Annotated in this window: 12 protein-coding genes; 7 read left to right on the forward strand and 5 right to left on the reverse strand. The window is 55.6% G+C overall.

Annotated features, from left to right (window positions below):
• Positions 1-390: 390 nt before the first annotated feature.
• Positions 391-2292: a sensor histidine kinase gene (locus FKN99_RS16515; protein ID WP_172118889.1), complete on the forward strand. Its 1902-nt coding sequence runs from the start codon at positions 391-393 to the stop codon at positions 2290-2292.
• Positions 2285-3667, forward strand: coding sequence for a sigma-54-dependent transcriptional regulator (locus tag FKN99_RS16520; RefSeq protein ID WP_172118890.1), 1383 nt, complete (start codon positions 2285-2287; stop codon positions 3665-3667). The genes FKN99_RS16515 and FKN99_RS16520 overlap by 8 nt, the downstream gene beginning before the upstream one ends.
• Here FKN99_RS16520 and FKN99_RS16525 read toward each other — a convergent pair.
• The 3 genes from FKN99_RS16525 to FKN99_RS16535 all read right to left on the reverse strand — a co-directional run bounded on the left by FKN99_RS16525 (position 3643) and on the right by FKN99_RS16535 (position 6429).
• Complete coding sequence (locus FKN99_RS16525; protein ID WP_172118891.1) at positions 3643-4314, reverse strand: metal-dependent hydrolase; 672 nt, start codon at positions 4312-4314, stop codon at positions 3643-3645. The two genes, FKN99_RS16520 and FKN99_RS16525, sit on opposite strands and share 25 nt — an antisense overlap.
• A 108-nt stretch (positions 4315-4422) precedes the next feature.
• Entirely contained in the window at positions 4423-4980 is a 558-nt protein-coding gene (locus tag FKN99_RS16530) for a gamma carbonic anhydrase family protein (protein WP_172118892.1), read from the reverse strand.
• A gap of 108 nt (positions 4981-5088) precedes the next feature.
• Positions 5089-6429 (reverse strand): sodium-dependent transporter, encoded by a 1341-nt coding sequence (locus FKN99_RS16535; protein WP_172118893.1) that lies wholly within the window; start codon positions 6427-6429, stop codon positions 5089-5091.
• Between the two features lie 157 nt (positions 6430-6586).
• Here FKN99_RS16535 and prlC point away from each other — a divergent pair, with 157 nt between their 5' ends.
• From prlC to FKN99_RS16555, 4 genes are all read left to right on the forward strand, one after another.
• Entirely contained in the window at positions 6587-8635 is a 2049-nt protein-coding gene (gene prlC, locus FKN99_RS16540) for an oligopeptidase A (RefSeq protein WP_172118894.1), read from the forward strand.
• 62 nt (positions 8636-8697) lie between these two features.
• A complete protein-coding gene (locus tag FKN99_RS16545; protein ID WP_172118895.1) occupies positions 8698-8949 on the forward strand; it encodes a YheV family putative zinc ribbon protein in 252 nt (83 codons plus the stop codon).
• 366 nt (positions 8950-9315) lie between these two features.
• The gene (locus FKN99_RS16550; RefSeq protein WP_172118896.1) at positions 9316-10296 is read left to right on the forward strand and encodes a TAXI family TRAP transporter solute-binding subunit; all 981 of its coding nucleotides are present in this window, start codon (positions 9316-9318) and stop codon (positions 10294-10296) included.
• Between the two features lie 98 nt (positions 10297-10394).
• Positions 10395-12605 (forward strand): TRAP transporter permease, encoded by a 2211-nt coding sequence (locus FKN99_RS16555; RefSeq protein WP_172118897.1) that lies wholly within the window; start codon positions 10395-10397, stop codon positions 12603-12605.
• 103 nt (positions 12606-12708) lie between these two features.
• Here FKN99_RS16555 and metF read toward each other — a convergent pair whose 3' ends face one another.
• Positions 12709-13551 carry a methylenetetrahydrofolate reductase [NAD(P)H] gene (gene metF, locus FKN99_RS16560; protein WP_172118898.1) on the reverse strand — a complete coding sequence of 281 codons (843 nt, stop codon included), beginning with the start codon at positions 13549-13551 and terminating at the stop codon, positions 12709-12711.
• A gap of 147 nt (positions 13552-13698) precedes the next feature.
• Between metF and FKN99_RS16565 the strand changes: the two genes are divergently transcribed.
• Positions 13699-14634, forward strand: a complete 936-nt coding sequence (locus FKN99_RS16565) for an AEC family transporter (protein WP_172118899.1) — start codon at positions 13699-13701, stop codon at positions 14632-14634.
• Here FKN99_RS16565 and ligB read toward each other — a convergent pair.
• Entirely contained in the window at positions 14631-16331 is a 1701-nt protein-coding gene (gene ligB, locus FKN99_RS16570; RefSeq protein WP_253927071.1) for an NAD-dependent DNA ligase LigB, read from the reverse strand. The two genes, FKN99_RS16565 and ligB, sit on opposite strands and share 4 nt — an antisense overlap.
• Between the last annotated feature and the right edge of the window lie 48 nt (positions 16332-16379).

The following is a 16379-nucleotide window of genomic DNA, read 5'->3' on the forward strand; positions in this document are numbered from 1 at the left end:
ATGAAGCAAGCGATTAAAACTCCGCTAACTTTCTGACAAACCGAAGGTTTTCACCTTCTTCACCGCTGGTAACGCTGGGCGTCCCCGGCAGCGGATGCGTACTTTACGGATTCGCCGGACGTTTGGCAAGGGGCTGGGTGAAATATGTCTAAAATAATGCCATATCGTCATAATGCAGGGTAACTACTCGCTCTTCAGGAGGCCTTCCTGACTCCAGCAACACTGCTACCAATGTGTATTAGTAGCCCAGAGGGCTAGCTTGAGGCACGGCGATCTCCTGCCTTATGATTGGTCATACCTATTAATGGATGCCTAGCGGATGATATTCCCCCACCTCGCCAACAGCAGGCAGCACGTGCGCTACGCCGTGCCCGTGGTAAGTAGCAGCGTATGAAGCCTCGCCGCTGGAAAGGTATATGGCTTGTTGCCATCACCCTAGGCCTCATACTCGTCATGTGGCAAGCCGCCCACCTGGCGCGCGAGCAAGCCATCTCTACCCTTCAGGAAGACGCCGAAAACGAGCTACGCCTTTCTGTCGCCAACCTTAATGGCTATCTGCTCCGCTACGATTATTTACCCCAAATGCTCGCGACGCGTGAAGGTGTCCAGCGCTTTTTGGCCTCTCCGGAAACCCAGAACGCCATGCCGCTTAACCTGCTGCTGGATCGTTTCCGCTTTACCGCAGGCGTTTCTGACGTTTACCTGCTCGACCGCGATGCCAACACAATTGCCGCCAGCAACTGGCATCGTCCCAATACGTTTTTAGGTCATAACTACGCGTTTCGCAGCTACTACACAGAAGCCATCGCCGGACGGCAAGGGCGTTTTTATGGGCTAGGGGTTCAGTCACTGGAACGGGGCTACTTCTTCTCGGCGCCGGTATGGCTGGATGATACTTCGCCAGATGCGCAACCCTCCGGCGTTATCGTCATCAAGGTGTTACTGGATGAAGTTGAAGAGGGCTGGGCTGAGCAAGATGCTGAGCTACTGGTGACCGATAACGATAATATTATCTTTATGGCCAGCCGCCCTGAGCTGCGTATGAATGCGCTCTATGCGCTTAGTGATGAACAACGTCAAACGCTTCGTGACACACGTCGCTACGCCATTGAACCACTATCCCCTTCAGGCATTAATATTGATGCTCCTTATGGGCCAGACAGCGCACTGGTTAGTTTTTCTCAGGGCCCGCTTAGTAGCAGCCGTTATTTAAGCCTGACACGCCCCGTGGTGGAGTTTGGCTGGCACATGCATATTCTCAAGCCCTTAACACCCGTTGTCCGCGCTCAGTGGATCGCCGCACTTATGGCGGGCGGGCTTTACGGAATGATTGTACTTGGCGGCGGCATTGGCTGGCAGCGCCTGCGCTTACGTCGTGAGCGCGAAGCGTTTGCTGAACGCGAACGGCACACCCTTGCCCTGGTGCGTGATGAGCTGGAAGCCAGCGTCGAGCGTCGCACTCACGACTTGGTGGCCAGCAACCAGCGCCTTTCCAATGAAATCGAAGAGCGACGCCGCGCAGAAGCCAACCTGCGTCAAACTCAGGATGAACTCATCCAGGCCGCCAAACTGGCAGTCCTTGGCCAATTGGCAGCGGGCATCAATCACGAACTGAACCAGCCGCTGGCAGCCATTCGGGCCTATGGCGAAAATGCCCGGCGCTTTTTAACGCTTTCCCGAGTAGATCAAGCGGACGCAAACCTTGAGCAAATCGTTGATCTCACCAAGCGCATGGCCGATATCAGCGCACAGCTTCGTCAATTCTCGCGTAAAAGCAGTGAGCGGCAGGAAACCATCTCTGTGCAGGCTTGCATCGAATATGCACTTCGCTTGTTCCAGGGTCGCCTGCGCGACGGGCATGTTACCGTTGAACAGCATTGGCCCAAGGAAACGCTGTGGGTAACGGGCGATCTGGTACGCTTGGAGCAAGTACTGGTCAACCTGATTAGCAATGCCCTGCACGCCATGCAAGAGATCCCAGAACCTCGGCTTGTCTTGAGTGCGGCGCTGAACGAAAAGCAGGTCACCATTAACGTTATGGATAACGGCCCCGGCATTGGCGACCAGCACCTAACACAAATCTTTGAACCCTTTTTTTCCACCAAAGCACCGGGAAGCGGATTGGGGCTGGGGCTTTCCATCTCGTCGCGTATCATGGATGACCTGGGTGGCAAGTTGCAGGCCGTCAATCGCGATCCAACAGGCGCCTGCTTTATTATTTCACTACCTTTCGCGCCACCGATACACGCGCCTGTACCCTCGACTCAACAAGAGAACAATAGCCATGCATGAACCGTCGATGCTGCCGGTCATGGTGATCGACGATGAGCCTCATCTGCGTATTACCGCCAGCCAAACCCTGGAGCTTGCCGGCTACACGCCTACCTGCTTTGCGTCAGCCGAGCAAGCCTTGGCGGCGCTACCCGCAGAGTTTCCTGGCGTGATTGTCAGCGACATCCGTATGCCTGGCATGGGAGGGATGGAGCTTCTGCATGAACTGCATCGTCGCGACCCTACCCTACCGATTATTCTGATTACCGGGCATGGCGATATTTCCACGGCGGTAGAAGCCATGCGTGCAGGCGCATGGGACTTCCTGGAGAAGCCATTTGCTGGCGACCAGCTACTCGATGTTGTGCGCCGCGGCATTGAAAAGCGCCAGCTTAGCCTCGAAAACAATCGTCTTAAGGCCGAATTGGAAGTACAGCGGGCTGCCCTTGGCCCGCGCCTGGTGGGGCGTACGGCGGTTATTTCTCGCTTGGCTGCGATGATTCAGCGCATTAGTCAGGTAGAAGCCGATGTGCTGCTGTTTGGCGAAACAGGGACCGGCAAGGACCTCGTGGCCCGGGCCATTCATGAACGCAGCGCTCGGCGCAACAACCCCTTTATGGCAATCAACTGCGGTGCCGTGCCGGAAAACACCATTGAGTCTGAGCTGTTTGGGCATGAAAAAGGGGCTTTTACCGGCGCGGTCGAACGCAGGATTGGTAAGTTTGAGCACGCTAACGGCGGTACTGTTTTCCTGGATGAGATTGAGTCGATGCCACTGGCTCTTCAGGTCAAACTACTGCGCATCCTGCAAGAGCGCAGCATCGAACGGCTCGGTGCCAATGAAGCAGTCACGCTCGACATTCGGGTGATTACCGCCACCAAGGTGGATCTTAAAGTTGCCGCTGAAGAGGGGGGCTTTCGTGAAGACCTCTACTACCGGCTGAATGTTGTCACGCTGGCGTTACCCGCGCTGCGCGAACGGCGTGAGGATATCCCGCTTCTTTTTCAGCACTTTGCCGTCATTGCCGCCAATCGTAGCGGCCTGGAGGCCCCCACTCTGAATAGCCACGGTATCGCCGCACTGCTGGCCCATGACTGGCCTGGCAACGTGCGTGAACTACGCAACCTTGCTGAGCGCTACGTGCTACTCGGCGCAGCATTTGATTACCGCCTGGATATGTTGCTGGAAGGGGTGGCCACCGACACGCCAGAACCCACGTTACCGCGCCAAGTAGAGCTGTTTGAAAAGAGCCTGATTAGCCAGTCGCTTGCCCGTCACCATGGCCGAGTCACCGATGTCTGCCACCACCTGGGCATTCCGCGTAAAACGTTTTACGACAAGCTGAAAAAGCATGGTTTACAGGCCGACGATTACCGCCACAGCAGTGACCCCTGATGAAATAGCTCCATTAAGTCCGACCAGGGCGGCGTCCAGGGAAGCAGTGTCAAGGTGGCAATCAGCATTAATAGATTGGAAATGGGCCGACGGCTATCGCCGAGCTTGAGCGCGGTACCGAACGAGCGCTTAAGCCGTGCCCCCTCCAAATCCACGCTATACATCTCATCCAGCACCAGATGAATAATAAACCCCAGCAGCACGGCCACACCGTGTGACCATGCTAACCCCGCAGGCTGAACAAGCAGATGAAAACTCAGCGCAGCAGTTAATAGCGAACATAGCCCGGCCGCCATCAGCGAGTGCCAAATGCCACGGTGAACCGTCAGTTTTGAGAACAGTATTCCCGCCAAATACCGCACCGAGAAATAAATACCGCCGCAAGCTACCAGCAACATGCCTGGCGTCAGCCATGACTCCAGCAACATTACGCCCACCACCAATGATGGCACGGAAAGAATATTAAAAATCAAACGGATAGAGCGTGATCGGTCAGCATCAATATCAGGCAAAATACCGCCAAAGGCGACCAACGCCACAATTAGTATGGCTTGAGAATAAGGCCACCACTGGGCTTGCCAACCCGCGTACGCCATTAACATGCCGCCCGCAGTCGCTACCGTCATATGCGTGCGAAAGTTCGCCATGTTATCGCGGCATCCTGAAAAAACTGGATAAATTACCAGATTTTTTAAGATTACAACATGGCTAGTTCAGAAAAAAGGACGGAAAGCCAATATGTTAGCTAAGCTTAATCATAAGCAGGCTTCGGCTAAAAATTGATCCTTAAGTTTTACGTAGTTACCTGCGGTATAGGGGAAGAAGGCCCGCTCTTTTTCTTTTAAGGGGCGTAGCGCCTTGGCAGGATTACCGGCGTAAACATAGCCACTCTCCAAGTGCTTACCGGGTGTGACAACAGCCCCTGCGGCGATGATCACTTCATCGTCAACCACCGCGCCGTCCATCACGATAGCGCCCATACCGACCAAAATGCGGCTGCCCAGCGTACAGCCATGCAAAATGGCTTTATGGCCAATCGTCACATCTTCGCCAATCGTGAGTGGAAAGCCCTCCGGGTTAAACTCACTAGCGTGAGTAATATGCAGCACGCTGCCATCCTGCACGCTGGTACGAGCGCCAATACGAATCCGGTGCATATCGCCACGAATCACCGTCATTGGCCATACCGAACAGTCATTGCCCAGCTCAACGTCACCAATGACCACGCTTGCAGGGTCGATATACACGCGCTCGCCCAAGCGGGGCGAATGGCCTTTAAACTCTCTTAGCGCACTGCTCGCTGCCTCTTTCATTGCACTCTCCTAAAGAGCCTATTTCCAAGTACGTATTTCAAGTACCTGTTCCAAGCACATACTGCTCTATTGATGGCGGATATATCCATTCTCACAAGCGGCATAGCGCTATAAAAGCCCACTCAGCAAGACGATAAACGTCAGCGGAATCGAGACCCAGCGCACAATATTGCGCCATAGCAGGTAGCCACTTTCCCCGGCGCCTAACGCTTTCATTGCTCTCTTCTGCGGCATTATCCAGGCAGCAAACGTGGCAATCATCAAGCCACCCAAGGGCAAAAATATGTCTGGTGGAATGCTGCTAACCAATTCAAAGATATTGCGCCCAAAGAGTGGCTGGAACTCCGCCAGGGTTGAGAAAGAGAACGCCGACAACAATCCCATTAGCCAAACACTGAGCGCGATGATCGCCGTTGCCATACTGCGCCGAAGCCCAAGCCCCTGCAGCGTCGCGACCATAGGCTCTGCCAGATTAATGGCCGATGTCCAGGTAGCGAGCAGTAACAGCAGGAAAAACACGCTTAGCCAGAACGCGCCGCCGGGCAACTCAGAAAAGGCTATCGGCAGGGTCACAAACATCAGGCCCGGGCCCTCAGCCGGGTCCATCCCTTGGGCAAACACCACCGAGAAAATCGCGATACCCGCCAGCAACGCCACGCTAATGTCCAGTACGGCAACGGCAAACGCCGCTTTAGGCAGGCTCTGCTCTTCCGGCATATAGGCGCCATACGCCATCAGCGCGCAGGCCCCTACCGCCAGAGTGAAAAATGCATGGCCCATGGCATGTAGCACCACGGTAGGTGTGATTGCCTCAAAGGAGGGTAAAAATAGCCACGTCAACGCCGTGGAGAAGCCCTCGGTGGTGGCAGCGTATCCGGCCAACAGCAACAGCAGCACGTACAGCAGCGGCATGAGTAGATTGTTAAGCCGCTCAAGCCCCTTGGCCACGCCAGCCGCCACCACGGTCATGGTCATAAACAAAAACAGAGAGTGATTGAAAATCAAAAGCCCAGGGCTTGCTAAAAATGCATCGAAACCAGCGCCTATCTCAGCCGCTGTTGCCCCGTTAAATTGTCCGTTGATGGAGGCCACCAAAAACTCGATCGACCAGCCAGACACCACTGAATAGAAGGACAAAATACAAAAAACAGTAAATGCCCCAAAGAGCCCGAGCCAACGCCAATGCATGGAGACCCCTGCTTCAGCAGCCAGTGCGCCCAATGCCTGCAACGGACCACGCCGCCCAGCCCGGCCAATGAGAATTTCAGCCATCATGACGGGAATACCCAGCAGCAGCACAAACGCCACGTAAATTAATAAAAACGCGGCCCCGCCATTTTCACCCGCCACATAAGGGAAGCGCCAGATGTTGCCCAGCCCCACCGCAGCACCCGATATTGCCAGGATAAAGGCCCGCTTAGACCCCCAGCGCTCCAGCGTCTCGCTCATTATTGACTCCTGCCATCGTGGGCACTAAAAGGCGGCAAGACTAGCAGGCGCCTGCCAAGAGACCAAACCTTGCCATTGAAACAGCGCCCCTGTGCCCACACTGTTTAGCTATTATTACGCGTTTTTGCACTCATTAACGCTGCCAACTGAGGTGCTTATGACCCACAATCCGCTGCTTGCAACGCACAAGCTTCCCCCCTTCGCTGAAATGCGTGCCGAGCATGTGGTGCCCGCGGTGGAAGCGCTTTTAAGTGAGAACCGTGAAACGATTGACCGCTTGGCCCAGCAGGCCGCAGAAACACCGCCCACGTGGGAGAGCTTTGCCGTTCCGCTGGAAGCGGTAAGCGATAGACTCTCCCAAGCATGGTCGCCGGTGTCACACTTAAATAGCACGATGAACACGCCTGAGCTGCGCGAAGCTTACCAAACCTGCCTGGAACAGCTTTCCGCCTTTGGCACGTGGGTCGGCCAGCACGAAGGGCTTTTCCACGGCTGGCAAGCGCTCAAGGAGAGTGACAACTGGAGCGCGCTGGATGCCGCACAGCAGCGCACCGTTAATAATGCACTGCGCGATTTCCGCCTCGCCGGGGTCGACCTGCCTGCCGACAAAAAAGCACGCTACGGTGACATTCAGTCGCGCCTTTCAACGCTCTCCAATCAATACTCCAACAATGTGCTGGATGCCACCCAAGCATGGCACAAGGACCTCAATAGTGAAGAGGAACTCGCTGGGCTGCCTTCCAGCGCGCTCGATACCTTGAAAGCGGCTGCTGAAGCCAAGGGCGTTTCGGGCTATCGGATTACGCTGGATTTCCCAAGCTTCTTCCCCGTCGTTAGCTACGCTGAAAATCGTGAGCTGCGCCGCGAGGTGTATACCGCGTTTGTCACCCGCGCCTCAGACCAAGGCCCTGATGCGGGCACGTTTGATAACGCTCCGTTGATGGAAGAGATGCTGGCACTACGCCAGGAACTGGCGACGCTGCTGGGGTTCAACACCTATGCTGACTTTTCACTGACCACCAAGATGGCGGACTCTCCCGAGCAAGTGCTCGATTTTATGGGTGACTTGGCCCGTCGCGCCGTCCCTCAAGCAAAAGAGGAGTTTGCCGAGCTAAGCGCTTACGCGCGCGACGAGCTGGGCATTGATGCGCTGGAGCCGTGGGATATTGCTTACGTTAGCGAAAAGCTGCGTGAAGCGCGCCATGCCATTTCCCAAGAGCAGCTACGCCCCTATTTTCCTGCACCACACGTGATTAACGGTCTCTTTCAAGTGGTTGAGCGGCTTTATGGCGTGCAGGTAGAAGAAGATAGTGAGGCGCCAAGCTACCATAGCGATGTGCGCTATTTCCGTATTAGCGAGCATGGCCAGCCCATTGCCGGGTTCTACCTTGACCTCTACGCTCGGGAAGGCAAACGCGGCGGCGCCTGGATGGCCGACTGTCGAGTACGCCGTCAAACTGAGCATGGTATTCAGTTGCCGGTGGCTTTTTTAACCTGTAATTTTACGGCGCCCATCGGTGGCAAGCCTGCCCTGCTTACCCATGATGAAGTAACGACCCTGTTCCATGAATTTGGACACGGCCTTCACCATATGCTGACCAAGCAGCATATCGCCGACATTTCAGGTATCAACGGCGTTGCCTGGGATGCGGTGGAACTGCCCAGCCAGTTTATGGAGAACTACTGCTGGGAGCGTGAAGGGCTTAACCTGCTGGCCAAGCACGTAGAAACCGGGGAAGCCTTACCGGCTGAGCTGCTTGAACGCCTTCAGGCGGCCAAAAACTTCCAGTCCGCGATGGGCATGGTGCGTCAGCTCGAATTCTCGATCTTTGACCTGCGTTTACACCATGAATTAAGCGCGCCCAGCGCCAGCGATATTCAAACGCTGTTGGATGATGTACGCAGCGCCACTTCAGTCGTACCGGCGGCGCCCTTCAATCGCTTCCAAAACAGCTTTGCGCATATTTTTGCTGGCGGCTATGCGGCGGGGTACTACAGCTACAAATGGGCCGAAGTGCTCTCTGCGGATGCCTGGAGCGCCTTTGAGGAGGCCGGTATTTTTGATGCTGAAACCGGACAACGCTTCCGCCACCAGATTCTGGAACAAGGCGGAGCACGCGATGCCGCAGAGCTATTTGTGGCCTTCCGCGGCCGCGAGCCAAGTGTCGAGCCCCTATTGCGCCATAGCGGTATTCGCGCGGCCTAACCGCTTATTGAACTCAGCACGGTGTCTATTATTTCATTGGCACCGTGCGTTTGGAGAACACCATGTCGACCGTTAAACGCTTTATTGCGGGTGTTATCTGCCCGCGCTGCGCCGCAATGGACCGTGTTCGAGCCTGGGAGCAAAACGGTATTCGCTATCGGGAGTGCGTGAGCTGTGACTTCTTTGAGCAACTGCCCATTGAAGATAACGACTCACCTGAGCTAACAACCCGGGTGAACCAGGTGCGAGAGGAGCAACAGAGTCAGGATATCCAGCCAGTACGGATTCTTGACCCTGGTAAGCCCAATACGTAAGTCATGACTGGGAGGGCTTTGTGCCCTCCTGTCTTACCTTTCACCTCTACCCCTCAGCTTCCAGCCCTTCAAAACAGGGGGCCACGGCACCCTCTCATTGCACTTTCTCTACTTTCTTAGCGCGCACCCAACAGTGTGCGGAAAGCCGCACACTACTTGTCACCCCGCGTGCGTATTGCCAGACAGTTAGACGCCAGGGAGTTTCCACTAAAGTTGAAGACTCTAAAAGCAAGCGTTTGTTTTTACTTAACTATCCTATAAATGGCACGGCAATCGCTCTTAAATGGTTGCTTAAATATTATTGTCACTGGAAAGCGGCTTGCGCTTGCCAGCCTACAATCCCAAGAACAGTTAAGGAAACATGCCATGCGCACCATGATGCCTAAAACTCTCGCCCTGCTTGCAGGTGGCGCGTTACTCGCTTCTGCCAGCGCCCATGCTGAGCGTGCTGACTGGCCAGAAAACTTTACGGTAGGTACCGCAAGCCAAGGCGGCACGTTTTTCGTTTACGGCTCTGGCTGGGCCAACTTTATTGCTGATGAATTAGGCGTTTCTGGCGGCGGTGAAGTAACGGGCGGCCCTACTCAAAACCTGGCACTTGTTCATAGCGGCGATATGGCCTTTGGCTTAACCACCATGGGCCCCGCTTCTGATGCGGTTAACGGCAAAAGCCCGCTGGCACCCGGCATGGTGATGGATAACGTCTGTGCACTGTTCCCGATGTATGAAACGCCGTTCTCGATTGCCGCGCTTTCAAGCTCAGGCATTGAGTCCATTTCGGACATTCCGGACGGTGCGCGTATTGGCTTTGGTCCCGCAGCATCAACGTCTGACACCTATTTCCCAGCGATGCTGGAAACGTTGGGCGTAAACTTCGACCGCCGCAACGGCGGCTGGTCTGACCTTGGCGGTCAGCTGCAGGACGGCCTGTTGGACGTCATCGCTTTTGCGGCCGGCATCCCGATTCCTGCCGTTAGTCAGTTGGAAGTGCAAACGGATGTGAACATCATCGAGTTCAACGAAGATGAGCTTGCGACCGTACTGGACACCTTCCCAGTGGCTGAATTCACTATTCCTGCCAGCACCTACTCAACGCTTGAGGAAGATGCTCGCGCAGTTTCCATGTGGAACTTTGCGATTGCGGGCTGTGATCTTCCGGAAGACTTCATCTACGAAGTCACCAAAGTGACCATGGAAAACAACGACCGTATGCGCTCTATTCACCGCAGTGCTGAAACCAGCATTCCGGAAAATATCGTACACAACAGCGTTCTACCCTTCCATCCAGGCGCTGCTCGTTGGTACGAAGAGAACGGCTACGAAATCTCTGAAGACCTGATCAACTAAAACTTTACGCATCATCTGGCTGCCCCGTACTGGTTTTCCAGGCGGGGCAGCTTTGGCTATTGCTCCTTTTTTTGCTCCTGCTGTGAGGGTGAACTCTGATGAGTCCCACAACCCCCCAAACCTCTGATGACCTCAAGGATGATGTCCAGCTTGCTTCATCGCCTACCGTTATTGCGGAGGGCGTCGATGAAGACATCGTTGAATCCAACCGCCGCCTATTTACCGGTTGGCAGTTTTTCCTGTTTGCCGGGCTAGCCATTGCCTACTCAAGTTTCCACTTGGTGTCACTCAACGTGTATCCCATGGAGACCTGGTCGTTTCGTATTGTGCATATTGCAGGGGCACTGATTCTGGGCTACGGCCTGTTTGCGGGAGCTCGGTTTGCCGAAGATGGCCAGAACGCATCACCCGCTTGGCTAACGTGGGTAGGCTACGCGCTGCTGATACCGGCCCTCTACACGCTTGCTCAGGTTTTTTTGATGCAACAAACCCTGAGCGGTGGTGCGATGCGCATCGACCCAATCGTTGAAACCTGGCACTACGGTTATCCATTAATAGCAACGACCGTTGCCGCCATTGTGCTTTCATGGTTTTTCCGCCAGGCACGCGGCTCTTTTAACCCGGCCGATTTAGTCCTGATGGTGTGTGCCCTGGCCAGCGCCGGTTATTTACTGATCATGTACAACACACCTCTGCGCGCTTCAACGGGCACCTCCTTTGCGCCTATCGGGATTTCCTGGGCGGCGATTGCCGGGTCCCTGCTTATTCTGGAGCTTACCCGGCGAGTAGCGGGCCTTGCGCTGGTCATTATTTCACTCATCTTCCTGACATATGTCTTTGCCGGCCCTTACCTGCCCGGCTTCCTGGGGTATCCTGGCCTATCCATGCAGCGCTTTTTTAGCCAGCTTTATACCGACGCCGGTGTCTTGGGCCCCACCATCGCCGTCTCCTCGACGTATATTATTCTGTTCATTATTTTTGCCGCCTTCCTGCAAGCGTCAAAAGTAGGCGACTATTTTGTGAACTTCGCCTTTGCCGCTGCCGGGCGTGCCCGTGGAGGCCCCGCCAAAGTGTCTATTTTTGCCTCGGGCCTAATGGGCATGATCAACGGTACTTCCGCGGGTAACGTGGTATCGACCGGTTCACTGACCATTCCGCTAATGAAAAAGGTGGGTTACCCCGCACGTAGCGCGGGCGCTATTGAAGCAGCAGCCTCAACCGGCGGGCAAATCATGCCGCCGATTATGGGGGCAGGCGCCTTTATCATGGCGGAAGTCACGGGCATTCCCTATACCGACATCGCCATTGCAGCGTTGATCCCGGCAATTCTTTACTTCGCGTCTATCTACTTTATGGTGGATTTTGAAGCGGCCCGTAAAGGCATGCGTGGTATGCGTAAAGATGAGATTCCACGCTTCACTAAATTGGCCAAACAAGCCTACCTCTTTGCCCCCATCATTATCCTGATAGCCGCGCTGTTTATGGGCTATTCGGTGATTAGGGCAGGCACCTTGGCCACCGCCTCGGCCGCCGTTGTCAGCTGGATTTCACCCAACAAAATGGGCGTGACCGCCATTCTCAAGGCGCTGCAACTGGCGGGCACCATGGCCATCCAGATCATCGCTGTCTGTGCCTGTGCGGGCTTGATCGTAGGGGTTATTTCGCTCACCGGTGTGGGCGCGCGCTTCTCCTCGCTGCTATTGGGACTGGCAGGTGTTAGCCAACTGCTGGCACTTATCTTTGCCATGCTGATCAGTATCTTGCTAGGCATGGGCATGCCGACCACGGCGGCCTACGCCGTCGCCGCATCGGTCGTGGCACCAGGGCTAATTAATATCGGTATTGAGCCGCTTATTGCCCACTTCTTCGTGTTCTACTTTGCGGTTGTATCGGCCATTACGCCGCCGGTGGCGCTGGCCTCTTACGCAGCAGCCGGTATTTCTGGCGATAACCCCATGGGTACGTCGGTGGCATCGTTCAAGATTGGTCTAGCGGCCTTTATCGTACCGTTCATGTTCTTCTACAGCCCGGCCATGTTGATGGAAGGCTCTGCCATGCAGATTCTGCGAGTGGGCGTTACCGCCACGCTGGGTATCATTCTGCTTTCGGGTATGGTGCAGGCTTGGTTCTTTGGCCCGGTGAACGTGCTTAAGCGGGTTATTATGTTGGTCGGTGCCATGTGCATGATCTATGGTGGTATCTACACCGATATCGTGGGCCTTGTAATTGGCGCTGGTCTCGTCATCATCCAGCGCAAGCAATTTGGTGGCGGCAAGACGGCTGACAAGGTACAAACGTCAGCGAGTTAGTGGCCCACTAACCAACAAAACCAGTAAGGCATAACATAAAACGCCCCGCTCAACTGAGCGGGGCGTTTTGTATGGTGCGATTTAAATCAACAGGCTATCGCAGTTAACCCACCAGATTATCGACCACTTTCAGTACGGGAGCCGCCTGGTTAAGGGTGTAGAAGTGCAGCCCTGGCGCACCACCATCCAGCAGGCGCTGGCAAAGACGGCTTACTGCCTCGGTGCCAAATTTGGCAATGGCTTCGCTGTCATCGCCATAGCTTTCCAGCTGCTTGCGCATCCAGCGAGGAATTTCCGCGCCACAGCTATCCGAAAACCGCGCCAGCTTGGTGTAGTTAGTGATCGGCATAATACCGGGGATAATCGGCTGTTCAACGCCTAGCGCGCGCACTTTATCAACAAAGTTGAAGTAAGCGTCGGCGGTGAAGAAGTATTGGGTAATCGCCATATCGGCGCCCGCCTTCATTTTACGCGCAAAGTTTTCGATATCTTTATCAAGGTTAGCTGCCTGAGGGTGGGATTCCGGGTAGGCCGCCACGGCAATATTAAAATGATCGCCCGTCTCGTTGCGAATAAACTCCACCAGCTCGTTGGCATAGCGTAGCTCGCCGATGCTGGCCATCCCGGAAGGCATATCACCACGCAGGGCGACCAGGCTGTTAATGCCTTCTTCGCGGTACTGGGACAGCAAATCACGCAGTTGGGCTTTTTCACTGCCAATGCACGAAAGGTGCGGTGCGGTAGTAATACCGGTCTGGCCAACCGTACGTACGGTGTCCCGCGTACGCGCTTGGGTAGAGCCGCCTGCGCCATAGGTCACAGAGAAAAACCGCGGATTACGAGTGGCCAGCTCATCGCGTACCAGCATCAGCTTGTCGCGCCCAGCATCCGTGTTGGGCGGGAAGAATTCAAAGCTGATACCGAGCGGATGCTGTTGGCTGCCCATGGGGTTTCCTCATACAGAACAATAAAATAAAGAGTGATATTTTGGTGTATTCTCGCTGTTCTATTGCGCCGCGGCTAATGAAAGATTCCACGTTTAGCCTTTAATTCGGCTCATGTTACCCACCCTTTTATGCCGTCAGGAGGGCATATGGAGCTATCACCCAGCGCGTTAATAGGCCCGCTACTCATGCTACTAAGCTTTGTAGGCTTGGGCTGGATTGCCGCCCAACGGTTAAAAATCGACCCAAGGCCCATTGCCACGCTGCTGGTTTATCTCATTGCGCCTTTAACCATTTTTCGCGCGCTGATGAATGGGGGGCCAACGCCTGAGTACCTGGTCTTAACGCTTTCTCTGTTTGTGCTGGTTAGCCTACTGGCGCTGCTGGTTCAGCGCGTGACGCAACACCGCTTTGGTCCGCAGGAAGGCGCACTGCTGGCGTTTTCATCCGGGACAGGCAACACCGGTTATTTCGGTTTGCCGGTAGCGTTGATTCTCTTGCCTCCGGAAGGCGTAACGCTCTATCTGTTCTGCATGCTGGGGATCAATTTGTATGAATTTACCGTGGGTTTTTACTTAAGCGCCCGTGGCCACTTCTCGATTCGCCAAAGCCTGATCAAGATTTCACGCCTTCCGCTGATCTACACGTTTTTGCTGGCGCTGCTGCTGAGTTCGCTCGATGTTACGCTGCCTACGGCCTTGGCTAGCTCACTGGATGTTTTTCCCGCGACCTATACGCTGCTGGGAATGATGATTATTGGTATGACACTTAGCCGGGTAACGCTGGCTGCCTGGGATACGCGCTTTATCGCCGCCTGTGTAGGGCTTCGGTATATCATTTGGCCAGCGGCTACCTTTGCCGCGGTCATGCTATTACAGATGCTCATGCCAGTGCCTGCAGAACTGGCCATGGCGATACTGCTATTAGGCGTGGTGCCCATGGCTTCTAACGTGGTGGTGGTCGCCATGGAGCTGGGTATCCAGCCGCAAAAAGGGGCGCTGGCGGTGCTGGTAACCACGCTGATGGCGCCGCTACTGATTCCCTTCTATCTGGGGCTCATGCTGCGCGCCACCGGGCTTGGTTAGGGTTGTGTCGTAAACCCCGCTACGTTCAACGCGCGAAGCTGCTCGGCCATGGCCTGCATTTGGGTATGCGAGAAAAAGGCCTCAAGCGCCTGGGCTCTGCCGGGGCCGATGCCCGGCAGGGCTTCCCAGTCGCCTGGCGGATACGTGCTCGCCACTTGCCAATCAGGCAGGCTGGCAGCGCCAGCAGGCGGCAACCCCAGCCCTTTTAACCAAGCATCATAGGGAGCAGCCTTGGCCGCCTGAAACTGCCGGTAAAGTGAGTCGCTACGCGCCTCTCCAATTCCGTGCGCTTGGCGCAGCTGATCGGGTTCAAGCGATAACCAGGCCAGCAGATCCGGCACCAGCCCGGCCTCAAGTAACGCTTGCCAGGTGCCTTCGCCCACGCCTTGAAAACCCAGCTGTTCGCCAAGGTAGGTAAGCCGCGCCAGCAGTTGGGACGTGCAGCCTGGGCTATGCTGAAAACAGCTCAGCAAATGGTAGGTAGTCTCAGAGGGTACTTCCACGACGGTGCGCTCCAGGGTTTGCCATACCACCTCTTCAAGCTGAGGGATGGTAAGCCCGGCCAAGGTTATGGCCACCTGGTCGCCGGGGCGTATATCGAGGTTTTCCCAGCGGTCGAGTGAGCCTAGCGATACGCGACTGATACGCCGACCTTCCAATTCAACCGGATAGAGCCAGATCAGTGGCGTGATACGCCCAGTTCGCCCAATGCGAAACTCCACGCCACGTACTTCTGCCAGCGCTTTCTGCAGTGGGTATTTCCAGGCAATCGCCCATTCAGGCGGGGTCGTGGACCAGCGCCGAATACCCGGGCGCTCTGCCTGTTTAATCACTACGCCATCGGTTGCAAACGGCAGTGCGCCGTTAAACCACGCCTCCCGCCAGTAAGCCGCATCCGATTCATCACTTAATAAATGCGTGTAGCGGGCGGTATCAAACCCAAGTGCACTCAGTTGCGCCAGCCGCTCAGTCATGTCGGTTGGCCCATCCGGCCAGCCCCATACAAACAGCCCGACCTGCGCCAGCACGTCCTCGGTTGGGCTTGCTTGCGCCATAGCCCCCGCCACGGCCCCACGGGCCCCGGAACCAGGCGTGTGCGACTGAACATGTCCATCAAGCTGCCAATAAAGCTCGCCTTGGAAAATGGCTGAAGTAGTGCCGGGCAGCGTATTAGGCACGCTGGGTAATTGTAAGGCGCGGGCCGTCCAATCCTGCCCCTGCTGTCCATCCCCTCGGCTGACCGCTTCAACCAACTCGCCTGCCTGATAGCGCAACGTTACCGCCACACCGTCCACCTTGGGCTGTATCCATAAATTTTCACGGCGGCTGGTAAAGCGACGCACGCCCGCTTCATCGGTTTTATCCAACCCTTGCTGGGCAGCCGGATGTTCAAGCGTACGGCGGCTGGACGTTACCCGGGTAAGCGGCTGGTGGGCGGTGGTGTCGTTCAGGCAGACGCGCCAATCCTGAAGGCGGCCAAGGGCCTGGTCGTAGAGCACATCATCAATCAACGAGATGCCTTCTTCATGATAGGCATGATCCCACTGGGCGACTTGCGCGGCGAGCGCGAGTGTCTCACGCTCAAGCCGTTCATTGGGCCACGTGGGGCAAGCCGCCATCGCCGTACTACTCGTCACGCCAAGCGCCACCATCAACAGCAGCCCTCTCATGATTTTTCCCCAGCGTGCTGTCGGCATAACGCGTTCCCCAAGTGGTTGTACTGCCTAGCCTAAAACACGCAGCAT

This window comes from Halomonas hibernica, assembly GCF_013183775.1.
GTDB classification, from domain to species: Bacteria; Pseudomonadota; Gammaproteobacteria; order Pseudomonadales; family Halomonadaceae; genus Vreelandella; species Vreelandella citrativorans.

Excerpts from the sequence above, each read along its gene's own strand:
- FKN99_RS16515 (WP_172118889.1), top strand. The coding sequence starts at position 391 with ATGAAGCCTCGCCGCTGGAAAGGTATATGGCTTGTTGCCATCACCCTA.
- FKN99_RS16520 (WP_172118890.1), top strand. The coding sequence starts at position 2,285 with ATGCATGAACCGTCGATGCTGCCGGTCATGGTGATCGACGATGAGCCT.
- FKN99_RS16525 (WP_172118891.1), bottom strand. The coding sequence starts at position 4,314 with ATGGCGAACTTTCGCACGCATATGACGGTAGCGACTGCGGGCGGCATG.
- FKN99_RS16530 (WP_172118892.1), bottom strand. The coding sequence starts at position 4,980 with ATGAAAGAGGCAGCGAGCAGTGCGCTAAGAGAGTTTAAAGGCCATTCG.
- FKN99_RS16535 (WP_172118893.1), bottom strand. The coding sequence starts at position 6,429 with ATGAGCGAGACGCTGGAGCGCTGGGGGTCTAAGCGGGCCTTTATCCTG.
- prlC (WP_172118894.1), top strand. The coding sequence starts at position 6,587 with ATGACCCACAATCCGCTGCTTGCAACGCACAAGCTTCCCCCCTTCGCT.
- FKN99_RS16545 (WP_172118895.1), top strand. The coding sequence starts at position 8,698 with ATGTCGACCGTTAAACGCTTTATTGCGGGTGTTATCTGCCCGCGCTGC.
- FKN99_RS16550 (WP_172118896.1), top strand. The coding sequence starts at position 9,316 with ATGCGCACCATGATGCCTAAAACTCTCGCCCTGCTTGCAGGTGGCGCG.
- FKN99_RS16555 (WP_172118897.1), top strand. The coding sequence starts at position 10,395 with ATGAGTCCCACAACCCCCCAAACCTCTGATGACCTCAAGGATGATGTC.
- metF (WP_172118898.1), bottom strand. The coding sequence starts at position 13,551 with ATGGGCAGCCAACAGCATCCGCTCGGTATCAGCTTTGAATTCTTCCCG.
- FKN99_RS16565 (WP_172118899.1), top strand. The coding sequence starts at position 13,699 with ATGGAGCTATCACCCAGCGCGTTAATAGGCCCGCTACTCATGCTACTA.
- ligB (WP_253927071.1), bottom strand. The coding sequence starts at position 16,331 with ATGCCGACAGCACGCTGGGGAAAAATCATGAGAGGGCTGCTGTTGATG.